19 protein-coding genes and 3 pseudogenes are annotated in these 16,666 nt (G+C 37.0%); 20 read left to right on the forward strand and 2 right to left on the reverse strand.

Features of this window, described 5'->3' with window-relative positions:
• The first annotated feature begins 101 nt into the window (after positions 1-101).
• Positions 102-1,304 carry a threonine ammonia-lyase gene (gene ilvA, locus AC0L8O_RS08815; protein WP_473447390.1) on the forward strand — a complete coding sequence of 401 codons (1,203 nt, stop codon included), beginning with the start codon at positions 102-104 and terminating at the stop codon, positions 1,302-1,304.
• Between the two features lie 50 nt (positions 1,305-1,354).
• Here the strand turns inward: ilvA and AC0L8O_RS08820 are convergent, their stop codons facing one another.
• Positions 1,355-1,747 carry a (deoxy)nucleoside triphosphate pyrophosphohydrolase gene (locus AC0L8O_RS08820; RefSeq protein WP_473447391.1) on the reverse strand — a complete coding sequence of 131 codons (393 nt, stop codon included), beginning with the start codon at positions 1,745-1,747 and terminating at the stop codon, positions 1,355-1,357.
• 84 nt (positions 1,748-1,831) lie between these two features.
• On the opposite strand from AC0L8O_RS08820, the gene AC0L8O_RS08825 reads away from it, so the two are divergent.
• The 9 genes and pseudogenes from AC0L8O_RS08825 (at position 1,832) to AC0L8O_RS08865 (ending at position 7,305) form a co-directional block, all read left to right on the forward strand.
• Positions 1,832-2,320, forward strand: a complete 489-nt coding sequence (locus AC0L8O_RS08825; protein ID WP_473447392.1) for a GNAT family N-acetyltransferase — start codon at positions 1,832-1,834, stop codon at positions 2,318-2,320.
• A gap of 159 nt (positions 2,321-2,479) precedes the next feature.
• Positions 2,480-3,619: a M20 family metallopeptidase gene (locus tag AC0L8O_RS08830; protein WP_473447393.1), complete on the forward strand. Its 1,140-nt coding sequence runs from the start codon at positions 2,480-2,482 to the stop codon at positions 3,617-3,619.
• 312 nt (positions 3,620-3,931) lie between these two features.
• The gene (locus AC0L8O_RS08835; RefSeq protein WP_473447394.1) at positions 3,932-4,276 is read left to right on the forward strand and encodes a PadR family transcriptional regulator; all 345 of its coding nucleotides are present in this window, start codon (positions 3,932-3,934) and stop codon (positions 4,274-4,276) included.
• Positions 4,273-4,608, forward strand: a complete 336-nt coding sequence (locus tag AC0L8O_RS08840) for a DUF1048 domain-containing protein (RefSeq protein ID WP_473447395.1) — start codon at positions 4,273-4,275, stop codon at positions 4,606-4,608. The genes AC0L8O_RS08835 and AC0L8O_RS08840 overlap by 4 nt, the downstream gene beginning before the upstream one ends.
• Positions 4,609-4,651: 43 nt before the next feature.
• Positions 4,652-5,005: a DUF1048 domain-containing protein gene (locus AC0L8O_RS08845; RefSeq protein WP_473447396.1), complete on the forward strand. Its 354-nt coding sequence runs from the start codon at positions 4,652-4,654 to the stop codon at positions 5,003-5,005.
• The gene (locus tag AC0L8O_RS08850) at positions 5,002-5,334 is read left to right on the forward strand and encodes a DUF1048 domain-containing protein (RefSeq protein ID WP_473447397.1); all 333 of its coding nucleotides are present in this window, start codon (positions 5,002-5,004) and stop codon (positions 5,332-5,334) included. The genes AC0L8O_RS08845 and AC0L8O_RS08850 overlap by 4 nt, the downstream gene beginning before the upstream one ends.
• Before the next feature lie 136 nt (positions 5,335-5,470).
• A pseudogene (locus tag AC0L8O_RS08855) lies at positions 5,471-5,617 on the forward strand (DUF1048 domain-containing protein); the annotation flags it as partial.
• Positions 5,618-5,793: 176 nt separating this feature from the next.
• Complete coding sequence (locus AC0L8O_RS08860) at positions 5,794-6,555, forward strand: ABC transporter ATP-binding protein (protein ID WP_473447398.1); 762 nt, start codon at positions 5,794-5,796, stop codon at positions 6,553-6,555.
• Complete coding sequence (locus AC0L8O_RS08865) at positions 6,556-7,305, forward strand: ABC transporter permease (RefSeq protein ID WP_473447399.1); 750 nt, start codon at positions 6,556-6,558, stop codon at positions 7,303-7,305. It abuts the gene before it with no gap.
• Between the two features lie 166 nt (positions 7,306-7,471).
• Here AC0L8O_RS08865 and AC0L8O_RS08870 read toward each other — a convergent pair whose 3' ends face one another.
• On the reverse strand, positions 7,472-8,392 hold the full coding sequence (locus AC0L8O_RS08870) for a class I SAM-dependent methyltransferase (protein ID WP_473447400.1): 921 nt from the start codon (positions 8,390-8,392) through the stop codon (positions 7,472-7,474).
• A 273-nt stretch (positions 8,393-8,665) separates the two neighbouring features.
• On the opposite strand from AC0L8O_RS08870, the gene AC0L8O_RS08875 reads away from it, so the two are divergent.
• From AC0L8O_RS08875 to AC0L8O_RS08920, 10 genes and pseudogenes are all read left to right on the forward strand, one after another.
• Positions 8,666-8,941, forward strand: a complete 276-nt coding sequence (locus AC0L8O_RS08875; RefSeq protein ID WP_473447401.1) for a histidine kinase — start codon at positions 8,666-8,668, stop codon at positions 8,939-8,941.
• Between the two features lie 416 nt (positions 8,942-9,357).
• Positions 9,358-10,590 carry an ATP-grasp domain-containing protein gene (locus AC0L8O_RS08880; RefSeq protein ID WP_026561433.1) on the forward strand — a complete coding sequence of 411 codons (1,233 nt, stop codon included), beginning with the start codon at positions 9,358-9,360 and terminating at the stop codon, positions 10,588-10,590.
• A gap of 169 nt (positions 10,591-10,759) precedes the next feature.
• Positions 10,760-11,626 (forward strand): alpha/beta fold hydrolase, encoded by an 867-nt coding sequence (locus AC0L8O_RS08885; RefSeq protein WP_473447402.1) that lies wholly within the window; start codon positions 10,760-10,762, stop codon positions 11,624-11,626.
• Positions 11,627-11,776: 150 nt separating this feature from the next.
• On the forward strand, positions 11,777-11,986 hold the full coding sequence (locus AC0L8O_RS08890) for a hypothetical protein (RefSeq protein ID WP_026561435.1): 210 nt from the start codon (positions 11,777-11,779) through the stop codon (positions 11,984-11,986).
• 89 nt (positions 11,987-12,075) lie between these two features.
• Positions 12,076-12,584, forward strand: a pseudogene (locus AC0L8O_RS08895) (GrpB family protein).
• Between the two features lie 196 nt (positions 12,585-12,780).
• A complete protein-coding gene (locus AC0L8O_RS08900; protein WP_473447403.1) occupies positions 12,781-13,680 on the forward strand; it encodes an ABC transporter ATP-binding protein in 900 nt (299 codons plus the stop codon).
• A gap of 1 nt (position 13,681) precedes the next feature.
• The gene (locus AC0L8O_RS08905; protein ID WP_473447404.1) at positions 13,682-14,422 is read left to right on the forward strand and encodes an ABC transporter permease; all 741 of its coding nucleotides are present in this window, start codon (positions 13,682-13,684) and stop codon (positions 14,420-14,422) included.
• 5 nt (positions 14,423-14,427) lie between these two features.
• Positions 14,428-15,564 carry a sensor histidine kinase gene (locus AC0L8O_RS08910; RefSeq protein WP_473447405.1) on the forward strand — a complete coding sequence of 379 codons (1,137 nt, stop codon included), beginning with the start codon at positions 14,428-14,430 and terminating at the stop codon, positions 15,562-15,564.
• Positions 15,561-16,161: pseudogene (locus AC0L8O_RS08915) on the forward strand (response regulator). The gene AC0L8O_RS08910 and the pseudogene AC0L8O_RS08915 overlap by 4 nt, the downstream one beginning before the upstream one ends.
• A gap of 29 nt (positions 16,162-16,190) precedes the next feature.
• The gene (locus AC0L8O_RS08920; RefSeq protein ID WP_473447406.1) at positions 16,191-16,649 is read left to right on the forward strand and encodes a DinB family protein; all 459 of its coding nucleotides are present in this window, start codon (positions 16,191-16,193) and stop codon (positions 16,647-16,649) included.
• Positions 16,650-16,666: the final 17 nt, after the last annotated feature.

Genomic DNA, 16,666 nt, shown 5'->3' on the forward strand with positions numbered 1-16,666 from the left:
TGGCGGTAAGCCAAGTTTTTCTATTTATTACGAGCTAAATAATCATAATGCTTCACTCAACTGAACATCCTAAGAAAAGCATGTAAGGTTAGGAGGAGTATTTGTTGAATGTGGATGATGTAGTAGTTGCCAGGGAAAAATTGAAAGGGATTGTTCATACGACACCGCTTGACTATTCACATACATTTAGTCATCTTTCTCAAAATGAAGTGTATTTAAAGCTTGAAAATCTCCAAAAAACAGGGTCATTTAAAGTAAGGGGTTCGTATAATAAGCTAATTTCTTTATCAAAGGAAGATTTACATAAGGGAGTTGTTGCAGCTTCAGCAGGCAATCATGCTCAAGGTGTTGCTTACTCAAGTCAAATGTTAGGTATTCCTTGTACGATTGTGATGCCAAAGGGAGCACCGCTTAGTAAGGTCCTTGCGACTAAGCAATATGGAGCAGAAGTTATTTTAGAAGGATCGGTGTTTGATGAAGCTCTAGCATATGCATTAGAGTATTGTGATCGAATAAATGGTACATTTATTCATGCGTTTGATGATAATGAAGTGATTGTTGGACAAGGGACAGTTGGGTTAGAAATACTTGAACAACTTCCTGATGTAGATGCGATTATTTGTCCTGTTGGTGGAGGTGGGCTAATAGCAGGCGTTGCCATGACGGTGAAACAGATGAATCCGAAAGTATCTGTTTACGGTGTTCAAACCCTTGCTTGTCCAAGTATGAAACAGTCTTTATTACAAAATAAACCTGTCATGGTAGAAGCAACTCCTACGATGGCAGACGGAATTGCCGTAAAAAAACCAGGACAACGGAATTTTGACATCATTAGAGAATATGTTGATGATATTGTATGTGTAGATGAAATGGAAATCGCTCGCTCGATGTTAATGCTTTTGGAGAGAAATAAGCTATTGGTTGAAGGATCGGGAGCTAGTCCGGTAGCTGCCCTTTTATATGAAAAGTTAAATATAAAAGGAAAGAAAATAACGGCTATAATAAGTGGAGGAAATGTGGATGTACATTTTATTTCGAAAATTATTGAACGCGGTCTTGTAGAAGCAGGAAGGTATGCACATTTTTCACTCACATTAAAAGATAAACCAGGTGAGCTTGAAAAGGTTCTACGCTATATTACTGAGCTGAATGCAAACATTCAAAATGTCAATCTGCAACATATTGGAAGACATATTTATCCAGGATTTGCACAACTAGAGATTTCCCTTGAAACAAAAAACAATGACCATATTGAACAAATACATAAAGTCTTGAAAAATAAAGGATATAATATTCGTGTCTAGGTTCCTTGTCCCAATTAGCTGGGACAAGGAACCTGTCCCCATGGACCACCTTATGACACACTTAATTGTTTTACTGCCGGGATATCAGCAGGTGCCCATATGAGGGATGTGAGATTTTCTCTTTTTAACCAGAGTAAGGCGGAATGCTCATTTGATTCGGGTTGACCGCTTACAATTCTACATGTCATACATATTAGGTTAATGGTAGCAGTTTCGTATTCATGTGTATGGTCATGGAAAAAATCATTAACTTCGATCGTACAGTTGAGTTCTTCTTTAATTTCTCGTACTAAGGCAGCATAAATGTCTTCGTCCTTCTCCACTTTACCTCCTGGAAACTCCCACATATTCGCCATGGACATGTTTGGAGATCTTAGTGCGCATAAAATTTCATTTTCATCATTTTCTATGATGGCAGCTACCACCTTCACAATTTTTTTCATGATCTCCTCCATAAATGGTTTTACTTGAATATGATACCATGTAAGATATATAGAAAAGAAGGTAATATAGAGAGGAAACATTTTATGGATATTCGAGAGGTAAGGAAATGTGAGGTTGAGAAGGTTTCACAGTTTTTATTAAAAACGATGGAAGATGTCTATCCATTTCAAATTGGAGATGCGTCTATGAGAGATTTAACGGACATGGAATCATTATATATAAATAAGAGTAAGGCGACTATTCTCGCTGCATTTTCAAAAGGAGAAGTGGTTGGAACCATCGCTCTTCGCCCTTATGATGGACGTATTTCTTTACTTAGAGATCGCTATGACTTAGTGCAAACATGCGAAATTATTAAATGCTATGTTGATAAAAATGCCCGCAGACAAGGTATTGGAACACGATTATATGAAGCAATTGAACGCTATAGCAATATAGCAGGTTATAAAATGATGTATCTACATACTCATAAATTTTTACCAGGCGGTCTTTCTTTTTGGAGAAAAAAGGTTTTGACGAAACACTTGATGAGTTTGATGAATGGCAGACCGTGCATTTTGAAAAAGAAATAACTAGTACCAAATATGAATAGCTTTCATACTCACAACTTTGTTTTTGTGAGTATTTTTTTTTGCCGATTTAACCGTAAGTAAAAAGAATAGACCTTAATTTTATGTTTATCACAGAAAACAGTGGGTAATGAACCTACAAACAAGCATAAGGAGAGAAAAATGATTGAAACATATTTAGAGTCAAAAAAACAAGAAATGTACGGCCTTTTGGAACGTTTAGTCAATACAGACAGCGGCACATATGATAAAGAAGGTGTAGATGCTGTTGGTGACATGTTATTAGAGAAATTTGAAGAGATCGGAATGGATGTAAAAGTTCATTATGAAGAAAAGCTGGGTAATCATTTGGAAATTAAAGCTTCGAGAGATCTTGATCCGAAAATTCTAATCATTGCCCATATGGACACCGTTTTTCCAAAGGGAGAAGCGGAAAAACGCCCATTTAAAGTGATTGGTGACAAAGCTTTTGGTCCTGGTGTTAATGATGAAAAAGCGAGTCATGTTCAAGTTTTATATGCACTTAAGGCGTTGAAGGTAGCCGGATCTGATGCATATAAAAATGTGCATATTATTTTTAACAGTGACGAAGAAATCGGTTCTCCTACCTCAAAACCATTAATCAAACAGGTTGCTGAAAACAAACACTATTCACTTGTTGTGGAATGCTCACGCCCAAATGGAGGACTAGTAACTGAGCGCAAAGGGGTTGGCCAATTCACGCTAGACGTAAAAGGGAAAAGTGCTCATTCCGGAGTAGATCCTGAGCGGGGGAGAAGTGCCATTGAGGAAATCTCTCATAAAATTTTAAAACTTCAACAGCTGAACAATTATGATGAAGGAATATCTGTAAACGTTGGGTTAGTGCAAGGAGGGACCTCAACAAATACGATCCCTTCAGTTGCAAGAGCAGACATTGATGTGAGGTTTAACAATAAACAACAGGCTGCTGATATTGTGCGGAAAATAACAGAAATTTCTCAGGAGGAGCATGTTTCGGGTACATTCACCAAGCTTAAAGGAGATATTAGTCGGCCCCCTATGCAGAAGACAAGAGAGACTGAGCAGCTAATGAAGGTTATCCATGAAGCGGCAGATGATCTTGGCATAACGATTCGCGAGGTAAGCTCAGGAGGAGGGTCGGACGCATCTTTTACCGCAAGTGAAGGGATCCCAACCGTAGATGGAATGGGTCCAATGGGGGAGTTTTCTCATAGTGAAAAGGAAGAATATACAGACTTAAAAACATTCCCTCAATTTACTGCATTACTTGCGAAAACGATTGAAAAGTTAAGTGCATAGTTTTGTTTACAGTTAAGCAAGTCACAATATTTTTTCTTGTATACTATTTGTACAAAAAGATCAGGATGGATACTATCCTGGTCTTTTTATATGTAAGCACTCAGTAGGTGGGAGTAACTTCTGAGATATTAAATTAGAAAAGAACATGTATGATGTTATTAAAATTGGGCTTAATTGATTAAAAGTTTTATTGACAAGTGACGGTATTCTGTAATACTATATACTAGTAATAAGTAATACTAAATATCAGTAGCACATAATACCTGTAATACTGAAAACAAAAAAATAGGAAATACAAGTGAGGGAAAATAGTTGGAAAATATTACAGAAATGCTGAAAGGGGTGCTTGAGGGTTGTGTGCTTGAGATCATCAGCCGTGGAGAAACTTACGGCTACGAAATCACGCAGCAGCTGCGAGAACTTGGCTTCACTGATGTGGTTGAAGGCACAGTTTATACAATTACCATGCGACTCGAGAAAAACAATCTGGTGAACATCGAGAAAAAGCCATCAACTATGGGACCGCCGAGAAAATTTTACACACTCAATGCAGCAGGTCAAGAGCATCTTGAAATTTTTTGGAAAAAATGGGAATTCGTATCAAGCAAAATTAACGAACTCAAAACAAAAATGAAATCAAAAGGAGAAGTAATATGATGAGTATGTTTGAGAAAATCTTTGGCGATTTTAGCGAAAAGAAAGCATGGCGTGAAATGGAAAAACGTGCAAAAGCCTTACCTGAAGACTACTACAACGCCTACAAAGCGATGCAAAAATATCTCTGGAACACTGGCAGTGTGATGGATTGGCAAGAAACAAAATTCGTCTTTAATCACATCATCGACCTTCTTGAAGAAGTCGCAGCTAATGGTAAGCAAGTTAAGGAAATTACTGGTAATGACGTATCAGCCTTCTGTGATGATCTTGTCATTGATGCAAAATCGTGGGTTGATAAGCAGCGTCAAAAACTCAACGATTCGATTAAATAATAGAACTTTGCTAAAACAGCTTAGTATCTTAAAGGAGACGACAATGAACTTTTTAGAAAAAATAACCGGCAGTGATATGACTAAAGCAATGAAAGGTTTTGAAGCGCGAGTAAAAGTCTTGCCAGCTGAATATCAAACTGCTTGGAAAGAAATTATAAGTAATCTCTGGATTCACGGAGATTTCACCGGTCGTAATCTGATGCCGATTCTTGACAGTGCTCTTGAACTGCTTGAAGTTACATCAGGAGACTGCCAGAGAATCGAAGAAGTACTAGGAGATGATATTAAAGGATTCTGTGCAGCTCTTGTTGGTGACGAAGGAGCAAAAACTTATAGAGATAAATGGCGTGACCAACTCAACAACAACGTAGCAAGAAAATTGGGAGGACTAAAATGAGTATCAAAAAAATCATCGAAGGCAAAAAAGAATGGAGAGTTCATGTTTCGCGTGTCAAAGCGCTTCCACAAGATTACCAAATTGTCTATAAAGAGATCCAAAAATATCTCTTCAAAGTCGGCCCTGTTGAGCTAAACGAAGGTATCGGACTGCTCTCTGAAATTCTCAGCTTCTTTGAAGAAGGTGCAGTTGCTGGGAATGGTGTACTTGAAGTCACAGGAACAAACGTTGCTGCTTTCTGTGATGAGCTTATTGAAGATTCAATAACTTACGCTGAACTCTATCAAGAATCGGTCAATCAAATAGTGGTTAAAACTATGAAAAAATAGAAGGAACTTTAATAATATTGTGTTTTTTATTCACCTTGTTAATTCCACAAAATCCTATTTTTATCACTTCTATAAAAAACAATTTTTGAACATTACTCATTCCTTCTTCAATTAAACTGCTCGATGGACTGAATAAATTGAGTTGTTCGATACCGGTGCGGAATAAGGCAGACAACTCTTGGAAATCACTGGGTTCGGCTTGATATCCTTTGCCAACGGACTTACGGCAAACGCTAAAACCTATGTCGACAAGTATCGTGAAGATATGAATCAGATCGATTAGGAAATAGGAAATTCCATAGATAATTCCTACTGAATAGCTGGTTAAAATTAATGGCCACCTTCACTATTCAGTTATATTTTTAATTAGGTACTAAGTAATACTGATTATCAGTAAGACTAAGTAGGGTGGTATAGTCAATCTTGTGCCTTGCTGGACTTTTATAAGGAGGAATAAATATGAACAATACAGCGATTTCTGTAAAAGGGCTAAAAAAATCCTTTAAAGACAAGGAAGTCTTAATAGGGGTAGATTTTGAAGTGCAGTGCGGCGAAATTTTCGCACTGTTGGGCTCAAATGGAGCTGGCAAGACAACTACGGTCAACATCCTCTCGACGTTGATGAAGCCCGATGGCGGTGAAGCAGGTATTTGCGGTTATGACGTCCAGCGTCAACCTGATGATGTTCGTCAAAGCATCAGCCTGACAGGGCAGTTTGCAGCGTTGGACGGCATGCTCACCGGGAGGGAAAACTTGATGTTGATCGCCAAGTTACGGGGAGTTTCCAATCCCTCTCAAGTCGCCGACAAATTGCTAGCAAGATTCAGCCTCAATGATGCGGCCAACCGCCGCGCCGATAAGTATTCCGGTGGGATGAAGCGCCGGCTTGACATTGCCATGAGTCTGATCGGTACGCCAGCAGTTATTTTTCTTGACGAACCGACAACAGGGCTTGACCCCGAAGCGAGGATTGAAGTTTGGAATGCCGTCAAGGAGCTTGCCAATGGAGGAACAACCATTATGCTGACGACCCAGTACCTTGAAGAAGCAGAACAACTTGCGGACCGTATTGCCATCCTGCATGGCGGAAAAATCATTACGACCGGTACTCTTACCGAACTTAAGGAGATGTTCCCGCCAGCGAAAGTAGAGTACGTCGAGAAGCAGCCGACATTGGAGGAAATTTTCCTCTCTATTATTGGTAAAAAGGGGGAGATGTAAATGAATAGGTATACAGGGGTATTACTAGGACGTTTAATGAAGAATATCATGCGCAGCCCGGATACGATTATCACGGTGGCGATTACGCCAATTATGATGATGTTGCTGTTTGTCTATGTATTTGGCGGAGCCATAGAGACAGGCACAGATAACTACGTTAATTATTTATTGCCGGGAATCTTGTTGATGGCTATCGCTTCCGGAGTCGCATATACTTCGTTGAGGCTGTTTACCGATGTAAAGAGTGGATTGATGGCACGTTTTATTACCATGCCCATCAAGCGCTCATCGGTGTTATGGGCTCATGTATTGACCTCGCTTGTTTCCAATGCGCTTACTGTTATGGTGGTTATCCTAGTCGCACTATTGATGGGCTTCCGTTCCAGTGCTGATGTCCTGGATTGTTTCATGGTAGCAGGAATACTCGCTCTCTTTACACTTGCACTTACATGGTTGGCGGTCATTCCCGGATTAACAGCGAAGTCTATGGAAGGGGCGACAGCATACTCGTATCCGTTGATTTTCCTGCCGTTTATAAGTTCGGCTTTTGTTCCCACCGAAACCATGCCTAAACTTGTCCGTGCGTTCGCTGAGAACCAGCCCGTGACATCAATCGTGAATGCTATTCGTGCTCTCTTGTATGAAGGGACCGTTGGTAATGATATCTGGACAGCACTTGCCTGGTGCATCGGCATCATGGTCATCGCTTACGTCTTCGCTAATAAAGCATTTAAACGCCAGCTAGGATAAAAATAGTATTGTGAGATTAGCATATTACTAGTCAGAAGTTATGATGAATATATTTGTTATCAAATGGTTTGACCTAAAGGAATTCCAATAGTATATATAGATTAATTGATAATCGAGTTGGATTATAAAAGCCTCTTGAATTTTAAGAGGCTTTACATAAATTTAATTACTTCTTTACAGCGTGGATAAAATGAATGGTTTCGAATGCAGATAAATAATCAGTTCTATTTCTAAAGTATAGCTCATTTATTTTAGTTGGTGACATATGTTCATAAATTAGTAGACCAGATTTTTCTAGCATCTTTTCCATTTCATTATAAGTAAAATTTGATTTCATTGGTTCTCCACTTGCAGTAGCCATTTTCACCATGTTTTCAACTCTATTAAACATCCCTTTTTCATCAAATAGGTTTTCGTCTGCATAATCTAAAACAATAGAGCTGCCTGGTGGCATGGTAGCAAATAAATCACTTATTAAATTCGCATTTTCCTCTTTATTTAAATAATAAGAAACACCTAAAAGGCTAAAGAAAGTTTTTTTATTATCATGATTGAAACCAGCATTCATTAAATCTTGATAAGTAAATGTAGCAGTAAAGTCCATAGAAACAAAATGAAGGTTACTAGGGATATCAAATTCAGCATTTGCTAACTTTTTCTTCTTAAATTTTTGGGTAGTTGGGTGATCAATTTCAAATATTTCTAGTCTGTTTTTCAATTCTGGATATCGGAAGCAAAATGTATCTAACCCAGCTCCAAGTATGACATACTGTTGTACACCTAACGTAATTTCATTAAGCAGTACTTTTTCGCAATAGGCAGAGCGTGCTAAAGGTGTTGGGGAAAGCTGAACTTGTGTAATCCATTTTAAGACTTCTTTTGGATCATCTTTATATCGTTGCCCAATATCTTTGTTGAAAAATTCTATCCCGTTAATCAAATTGGTACTAATAGTAGAAAATTCTTCATTGGAAATTAGATTGTTTGCAATAAAATCATCCAAAATTTTAGGTGTATCATATTTACTGTGATATGCACGACTGAAAGCCGATATCAAGGAAGTTAAACTGGACTCATTATGTTTCATTCCATTTTCCTCCTATAAAAAAATGAGATTCCCCTGGCCAGGAGAATCTCATTATAATACGCAAAATAATAAATGTAAATTATAGCATAAATAGAATATTTTGTCAAATATTTATATGTGTTATGATAAGGAGAGGATGGTAATTAAACTAAAGAATCATGTTAAATCGGGATGAATAACCGGAAAAATTAAATTTTGACAATTTTGGTTCCTTGTATTTAAGTGGATAGGCGCAATTGGATGTTTGATTTTCAATGTGAGTGAGGAAAATTAATGAAAAAATATCTTGGTTTGAGCTCATTGTTCATAATCATTACGTTTATCATTTTATGTTTTATTGTCCCACAAGTATTAAATCCCTTACCTGAATCCCTGGATTTATTGTTACTATTATTTCTATTGCTGGGTTCGTTCCTTACTGCTATTTTTAGTGTCAAAGGGCGGTTAAAAACAATTAGCTTAGCTATTTCTTCTTTTGGAATGCTAGCTTTATTCGGTTTGTTTATTTTGGTTATTGGTATAATGTTGTTCGGTAACTTTGGGACATAGACTGGAAAAAACCGTCAATGCAAACGGCGCTTTTGATGATGAAACCTTAAAGAATCTGCTAGCCGCATATTTGATAGAATCCGCAGAGTGTACATAGTAATGGTCTTAAAATTACATATGGAATGATTCAAGTTTGTTTTTATAAAAAAGAACTGTTACATAGGGTAATGAACCCTTTGTTAACAGTTCTTTTTTTGTTTTTTAAAATAATAATTTATCTATTTGTTTTTCTAGTAATAAATGAAAATAATGTAGAAAAATGAAAAAAATTAGGTTTAAGGATTGTCTTTTTCGTGAATTAAAAAGGTAATAGAAATCAAAAGAGATTACTAGAATACTGAAATGTAAGTTTTTAAATCTTTTAAATAAAAGAAAAAATTATTTTACTAAAACAAGGACTTTAGGAGGTTTTCCAAATGGGAGAAGCAGCAAAAAAATTAACATTTACACAAAATCAGCAATTGAATTTCCGTCCGGTTTATTCACTTCAAGATATTTACGGTGAAGAAATCATTTTTAACCCAAAATTATATGCTGAAGATTATCAGCATTTTGCAGGGGATTTATTAAGCTTAAATGCGCTAACAGGAAGGGAACTAAGTGTTGTTGGAAACACACCGGTTGTATGTCATGAGGCATGTGCGACAAAACCTGCATTACAATTGTTAAAAAAGGCAGGGCTTCAATTACCGTCAAAGCTTTACACATATCGAAATGAAGAAGAATATATTGAAACTCTTAAGCTTCTATCAAAACAACAGAAAAAAGTAATTTTTCAATATCCTCATCCTGAAAATAAGGTGTCAACCGAACTGTACAGGGTTGGCCCGGAAGTGTTAGCCTATCTTTGTGATAAGCGAAATATACCTGAACTTGTTCCATCCGAACATATACCAAAGCGAAGAATGATGAGTCTGGAACAAATTTTGGAAGAAAAACCGCAACTGCCATTCGTCTTAAAAACAGGTGATGGCCGTCCAACTTCAGGTGGATATGGAGTTTTACTTATTAATGATGAAAAACAACTTGAGGAAATTAATGAAAGCTTTGGAGATTTAACATCCATCATCGTAGAGGAGCAAATCCCATACGAACAAAACATATCTGTTCATTATATGGCAGACAAAAACGGTGTTATTCAATTTCTAGGAAAGTCAGAGCAACTTGTAACCAAAGATGGTAATTTCTGCGGCAGCTGGATTTCCACTGATTATGACGACAGTATCGCGGATATCGTGAAAACCGGTTTTGAAGTAATGAAAAATATTTCAGATAAAGGATATGTTGGTGTAGCCGGCTTCGATGTTCTCTTATATAAAGGACAATACTATTTTATTGATTTAAATGTCCGTTTTAATGCATCTACATGTGGACTCCTGCTATATAACGAAATTCAAGAACGATTTGGCAAAAAGTGCATGCGCCTATGTAATTTTGATTGGAATGAAAACGTTGAAAGTGCTATTCCAATAGCCGAAAAATTCTTAGATAAGGAACACTTCATTCCATTAAGTGTCTTAGACCCTCGATATTTTCCAGATAACAAACAAGTGACAAAGATAATTGGTCTAGTGATCGGGCATTCATCTGAAGAAGTAGAGGAAGTGTTGGAAGAGATGAACAGAGCTGGGTTTAGTTTAAAAGAATAATAGCACTAGGATGTTTTGTTACAACAGGGTAAGTCTTTGAGACAGCCCTGTTTTTTGTCTGGATAATTGTTTAAGGACTAAATTGGTATATTATGTTAAAGTATAGAAGATCAAGTTATAGATTTGCATCTAATCAAGGATGAAAGCCTAAGAAATGGGTGGATAGACAATGGAAAGAATAGTAATGAAATTGACCATAGAAGGGGTAACGATGGAATATTCTATTATTGGTGAAGGAGAACCCTTACTCGTCTTCCATGGTGGACACTCAAACTGTTATGAAGAATTTGGTTATAAAGCATTAATTGGACGTGGTTTCTCACTAATTACTCCTTCAAGACCGGGTTATGGAGAAACTTCTAAAGAAGTCGGAGAAAGCCTCTTAACAGCATGTCATTTTTATAAAAGGCTACTAGATCACTTAAACATTGAAAGAGTTCATGTACTTGCAATATCTGCAGGTGGACCAAGTGGTATTTTATTCGCTGCAACCTACCCGGAAAACGTACATACCCTAATATTACAATCTGCTGTTACAAAAGAATGGCTTACCCCAAAAGACATAGAATACAAGGTTGCAAATGTACTATTCCGTCCAAAAACTGAAAAGTTCACATGGAAACTTATCTCTATTATAAACAATGTCTTCCCGGAGTTTATATTCAAACAAATGTTACCATCCTTTAGTACCCTCACATTTAAACAAGCGAAAGATAAATTAGATATAAACGATATAGAGGCTATAAGAGAGATGAACAATCGTCAGCGATCTGGTAATGGTTTTCTAATGGATCTTGTACAGATAAATGAAGTGACGATCAACAGTTTACAAGATGTACAATGTCCAACATTTATTATGCATAGTAAAAATGATGCTTCAGTACCATTGGAACATCCAAATCTTGCTCATGAGAACATTCCTATTTCCAAATTGCTATTACTAGACACATGGGGGCATTTAATTTGGTTAGGAAAATCTTCTGAAGAAACTGATAGAAGCCTTATTGAGTTCCTTTTATCTCATAAAATGACTTAGATTAGTTCATACATAAACGAATTTTCAGTCCCTAATTTCTATATTTGTCAACACATGCTATAATTAGCTCTTAGAAAATGTAAGTTTTGTTTAACAAAACCGGATGCCTATAAAAGCTTCCGTCCAGTGAAAAAATAGGAGTTGTAAAGAATGAATAAACGATGGACCATCGGAAAAATTAAAGATTTTGTTGAAAATAATTCTGAAAGTACGTTACTTACGACAGAATATCACGGCTTTTCTCAAAAGTTACAATTTAAGTGTGCATGTGGTAACAATTTTGAGAAAACCTTCACGAAATTTAAAAATAATAATCAACGTAAATGTGACGTGTGTCAGCCACCAAAAGCGTCGCGTTAAGCCTACCAAAGAGTGCCGGTTTCTTTTAAATAGAAGTTGGCACTTTTTTATATAATTGGATTGATGAAGGAAGGGAGGGGTATATCCTTATGAAAGTGCGTCTGACAAACTTTAGTGAAGATTGGTTTGAAATGTTTCAAACGGAGGCACAATTTTTGAAAACAATTTTTAGAGATGAAATCATCAAGTTTGAACATTTTGGGAGTACGTCTGTACCCGGCATGAAGGCAAAACCTGTTATTGATATGATGTGCATCGTTAAAGACATAGAGGAGATTGATTCTTTTGATAACAAAATGAATTCACTCGGTTATGATGTTGCAGGGGAATGGGGCATTACAGGCAGAAGGCTATTTCGTAAAGGGGGGAAAACAGAACCCATCATATTCATTTTTATGAAGAGAACAATCCTCAAATTGACCGTCACCTTATCTTTCGAGATTACCTGCGCTCATATCCTAAGGAGGTCGAAACGTACAGCTCGTTTAAAGAAAAGTTGGCCCAACGTTATGATTCCACAAGTGAATATAGTCCAGCCAAAAAAACATTTGTAAAGGACATGGAACAGAGAGCACTTATATGGTTTGCAAATAAATGAATGTTCATTAAAAACACCTACAAACAATTTAACCAATGTTTGTAGGTGTTTTTAGTTTTACATAACCGTAGGCTCATTTCTTAAAGAGATCACTGACTTAAATATGACAATTGTCACCTCACCTCATGACATAATCTACTAATCCAAATCCTTCCTCCATTGTAAACTTACTATATAAACAATGGAGGTGTCACAAATGGAACCGATAATTGAGCTAAATCAAGTAACGAAAATTTTTAAAAATAAACCTGCTGTTAATAAGATTTCATTTTCTATTCATAAAGGAGAAATTGTTGCGATCCTGGGTCCTAATGGAGCAGGAAAGACAACAACAATGAATATGATGCTTGGACTGTTAGAGCCTAGTGAGGGAAGTATCCAGCTATTTAAAAAACAGCCAAAAGATAAATTTGTAAGGGAGAAAATCGGTGCGATGTTGCAGGAGGTAAGTGTAATTGATGCTTTAAAGGTGAAAGAAGTCATTCACCTTTTTAGAAGTTATTACCCTAATCCATTGTCTTTTGAGGAGCTAGTGGATTTCGCTGGTTTTAGTCAGAATGAATGTCAAAAAAGGGCAAATAAACTTTCTGGAGGTCAAAAAAGACGACTTGGCTTCGCCATTGCGATGGCAGGTGATCCTGATGTGTTATTTTTTGATGAACCAACAGTTGGCTTGGATGTGACATCAAGGAAAGTGTTTTGGAGTACGGTGAAGGAATTAAAACAACGGGGAAAAACGATCATTTTTACAACACACTATTTACAGGAGGCAGATGATATTGCTGAGCGAGTGATACTCTTTCATGAAGGGAAGATTGTCGGCGATGGTACTCCTTTGGATATTAAGAGTAAGCTCACAAAACAAGCCGTAACATTTTCAAGTGATTCAACCATTCGTTACGAGGATTTAACCGCTCTTCCTTTTGTAACGGATGTATACGAAAAAGATGGAAGGTTCTTTTGTTTAACAGAGCAACCTGATGATGTCCTTAAAGCTATATTTGCGAAAGATATTCCGGTACGTAACATTGGAATTGAACGGGGACGTCTTGAAGATGCGTTTGAACAAGTTATGGAAAAAAGGGAGGTTATATAATATGAACGGACTTTTGATGCAATGTAAGATGGAAGTATTGAGGATTTTAAGGAATCCCTATTATGTGTTTTGGTCATTGTTTATGCCTATTGCCTTTTATATTGTGTTTACTAGAATTTTTAACTCTGCAATGGACGATCAACAACTATGGCAGGGACATTATCTAATGTCAATGACGGCTTTTAGTTTGATGGGCTCTGCGATTATGACCCTTGGTATCCGCCTGGTTGAAGAAAAAGCTCAAGGATGGTCTACCTTTATGAGGATAACTCCTTTATCTGACCATGCCTATTTCTTTGCGAAAATGGTCGGGCAAACAATGATTCATATATTGTCGATTGCGGTTATTTTTACAGCAGGAGCAATGATTAACGGGATTTCATTATCAGTGGTGGAATGGTTACTATGCGGGTTGTGGCTATTGTTTGGTTCCTTGCCATTTCTTGCATTGGGAACTTTAGTAGGAACAATGAAAAGGGTAGATACAGCTGCGGGGATTTCAAATATGGTGTATATGATTCTGGCTATTGCAGGTGGTATGTGGATGCCGCTTGAGATTATGCCGGATTTTGTCCAAACGATTGGGAAATGGCTTCCATCTTATCATTTTGGCAATGGTGCATGGCAAATCGTTCGAAGTGAAGAGCCGGAATGGGCTAATTTTATCCTTTTAATTGGGTATCTCTTCCTATTCGTGGTAATATCAGGTTATATTAGGAGAAAACAAGAAGCGGCGGTGTAAGCTAAATGGTGCAGAAATTAAAGGGGTTTAGGGTTTTTCCAGATAGATATGGTTTTTTTCCATATGTGTTTTTAATCTATCTTGCCATGCCTGCCTTTTATGTGGCAATTGCACAAGGGTGGAAAAGAATAATTGGAATCGGGTTGCTGTTGTTGTTTCTAATCACATATCGGCAGCTCTATAACTCCTTTGATAAGAAATCATATACGTATTGGCTCGTCATACAAGTTTTTGTCATTTTAATTCTAGCAATCTTATTTAATCTTTATAATATCTTTTTAGGGTTTTTTACCGCACATTTTATTGGGTGGTATAAGAGTAAGAGAATGTTTTACAAAGCTTTGGGAATGTTTGCGGTAGTCATTATTTCACCGTTGATTGTTCAAAGAGAGACCTTGGATTTACAAGATATATACTATTATGGAATTTTTATCCTCATTATGTTTATCTCTCCATTCGGCATCAGGTCTATGAGTACCAGAATGGAATTGGAGAAAAAGCTGGATGAAGCAAATGAACAAATTAAAGAATTGGTCAAACGAGATGAAAGAATGCGTATAGCGAGAGACCTTCATGATCATTTAGGTCATACGTTATCACTCATTACGTTAAAAAGTCAGCTCGTGCATAAATTAATCAGTAAGGATACTGAAAAAGCCAAATTGGAGACAAAAGAGATTGAACGAACTTCCCGATCAGCACTAAAGCAAGTAAGAGAATTAGTATCTGATATGCGAGCCATTACGGTGGCGGAGGAACTGATTGAGTCGGAGATTCTTTTACAGGCAGCAGGAGTTTCCTTTCATTTTACAGGTGATTCAAAGCTGGAAGATGTTCCGTTACTCACGCAGAATATCCTCAGCATGTGTCTTAAAGAAGGAGTTACAAATGTGGTCAAACATAGTCAGGCAAAAAACTGTGTCGTTCATCTGGTGAAAAGAGATGGAGAAATTGAATTAGCAGTTTGTGACGACGGAAAAGGACTTATTGAAACAGTTGAAGATGGGAACGGTTTGAAAGGTATTAGTGAACGTTTAAGATTAATAGACGGAATGATGAAAATCATCTCACACAAAGGAACAAAATTAATCATAACTGTTCCAATTATTGTTAAGGATAAAAAGGTTGGTGTTGGATCGTGATTAGGGTAATGATTGCAGAAGATCAAGGAATGTTAAGGGGTGCATTAGGCTCTTTACTAGATTTTGAGGATGATATTGAAATTGTGGGGGAGGCATCAAATGGCAAGGAAGCATTACACATGATTACCTCCCTTCAACCTGATATTTGTTTAATGGATATTGAAATGCCTCTAATGAGTGGCCTTGATGTAGCAGAAGAGGCAAAAAAATTTTTCTACCTGTAAAATCATTATATTAACAACGTTTGCTCGCCCTGGATATTTTGAGCAGGCAGTAAAGATTGGAGTAAATGGATATATGCTAAAAGACGGCTCCATTGATGAGCTTGCTGAGTCGATTCGAAGTGTCATGAAAGGAAAACGTGAATTTGCTCCGGAACTGATTTTTGGGAGTATGAAGCACGATAACCCGCTGACTGATCGTGAAAAGGATGTATTACGATTAGCATCAGAAGGAAAAACCTCAAAAGACATCTCTTCAGAATTATTTTTATCTGCAGGTACTGTCCGAAATTATATGTCTGAAATACTCAATAAGCTCGAAGTGAAAAACCGAACGGAAGCTGTAACGGTAGCGAAGGAAAAAGGGTGGATTTAGTAGAGATTAATAGTTGAGGTGATGTCAAAATGAAAACGATCAAAAGCATGTTTGACCATTTACATTGGGCTAATCAGCAGATTTTAAAAACTCTAAAAGCGAACGAACCTAGTGACAGCCACAAAGCTAGACAGTTCTTTTCGCATATTCTTTGTGCAGAACAAGTATGGTTAACGAGAATTCAAGGAAAGGATAGCTCAACATTACCCATTTGGGCAGATATTGGATTAGAGGACTGTGAGAAACTAATAAAACAAAATGAAAAGGGCTTTACTGAAATCCTTTCAAATTTATCAGAAGAGAACCATATTGACCTTGTCCAATACAAAAATAGCAAAGGTGAGGAATTTCAATCATCACTTATCGATATTTTAACTCATGTTGCTCTACACGGTCATTATCATCGCGGGCAGGTTAACTTACAACTTCGAGCAGAAGGAATGGAACCAGTTGGTATTGACTTCATTACATTTGTTCGGGAAAGTTGATGTATGTTATATCTGAT

Source organism: Metabacillus sp. KJ11-3 (assembly GCF_055808295.1).